Origin of the sequence: Thermococcus sp., assembly GCF_027012695.1 — an archaeon.
GTDB lineage: Archaea > Methanobacteriota_B > Thermococci > Thermococcales > Thermococcaceae > Thermococcus.
The window spans coordinates 1-1,599 of sequence record NZ_JALUYR010000119.1; the positions used below are offsets into that span (position 1 = coordinate 1).

Annotated in this window: 1 protein-coding gene; it reads right to left on the minus strand. The window is 52.1% G+C overall.

The genetic code is table 11. The annotated features are described in order from the left end of the window. The coding region (locus MV985_RS08445) for an LAGLIDADG family homing endonuclease (RefSeq protein WP_366085373.1) at positions 1 to 1,579 on the minus strand (1,579 nt) is incomplete at its 3' end. Between the last annotated feature and the right edge of the window lie 20 nt (positions 1,580 to 1,599).

A 1,599-nucleotide genomic window follows, 5' to 3' on the forward strand; every position in this document is an offset into this window, starting at 1 on the left:
CTACGATTATGGCCTCGCCAATCTTATCGTACTTCGGCCTTCCGGCGCGACCCATCATCTGCTGGATTTCGAGGACGGGAATGTCTGTCCAGCCGAAGTTGGAGTAGCGCTTCGTGTCGCGAATTATAACGCGGAAGGCGGGGAGGTTTATCCCGGCGGAGTTGTGAACTATGAAGCCCACGCTGTAGCTCTCGTCTCCCTCGACTTCAAGGTTATAGACATCTCCCTCATAGTCCTCTTCCTCAATTGAACGGACCTTGAGGAGCAGATAACCATTCCAGATTTTGTTGAGGTTGTAGGTGCGGTTTCCCATCGGCGGACTATCAAATCCAAGCTCCTCCAGAAGTTTGTAATAGCTCTTTCCGCTTACTTTCACGGTGTAGAGGGGTTTTCTAGTCTTTCCAATGCCGCTCTTTCTGATAGCAACATCGATGGACGAAACGTAGCCCAGAGAAGCCAGGAGGAGCTGAATCTGGTACGCCAGCGAAGGAGATGTAGTCGTGTAGCTGATGTAGTTCGCCCGAGACTTAGCATCCTTCCTTATGTATCCGTCCCCCTCTATCAATCCCCTGAGGAGGCCCAGCTTGACCTCACGGTTCTCGTTGAAGAGCAGTTCCTCGGGGATTGTTTTTTTGTGGGCTTGGTGTCCAACTTTCTCCCGGAGCCACTCAGCGAAACGCTTGTTGCAGAACCTCACCGTCCGACGGTTCCTCTCGTGATCTCTAACCACCACGTTGGCCCTTGGGAAGTATCTGGGAATTATATCAACCAGAAACTTTGTTATCTCCTCCTCGTGAGAGCCTATGTTAAATATTATCGCCCCCGTTTTGCTCGTGGAACCTTCCGCAGTCCAGAGGCCAATTAAACGGGCGGTTTCAAAGTTAATGGGGAGAAACTCAGGGGTTCTGCGGACTGAGGGATGAAGCTTATTCGTTTTTCCGTGCTGGTTGACAACGTAAACCTCTTTCCTCAGCGGGATTTTAGTGGCCTCGATAGAGTGTTTTGGAATCGGCTGGAGCAGCATGTAGGAGACCTTTGGGTCGGTCTCAGACTCAAGTCTTTCCTTAAGCTCCTGAGCTGTCATCCATTCAGGCCCTTTGAACTCCCACCATATAACCTGCCTGCCGTCCGAGTAGTGGGACTTGTGTCTTATCTGCCTGATGACCCACACCATGTGCTCGGGGGTTATCCTGACCGGAATCGTCCCGTGGGCCTTTATAACGAGGAGCTTTCCACGGTGCTCTCTCTTTAAGGGTTGTATCACTCTCTTGAATTCTCCCGTGTGGGTGAGGACTTCGTTCCCCTCTCTCAGCTCCGAGACCTTTTTCACGCCGTTTTTCGTTACCACGTGTGTGTCAGGATGCATGCACAGCGTCGGCGTCGCTGTTATCACCTTGATGAGGCCCTCTCGGAAGGCATCCTCTATCAGCGTCCTCTCGACCCTGCTCAAACCCGCGTGGTGGAAGGCGACGCCGCCCTTTAAAGCCTTCTTGAGCTTTTCCGTTGTCGGATTGTCCTCTATTTGAGAGATTAGCTCCTCCAGCCTTCTCGTCTCCGGCTTGGTGAGCAGCTTGGAGATCTTTGATGAGAGTGAAACGG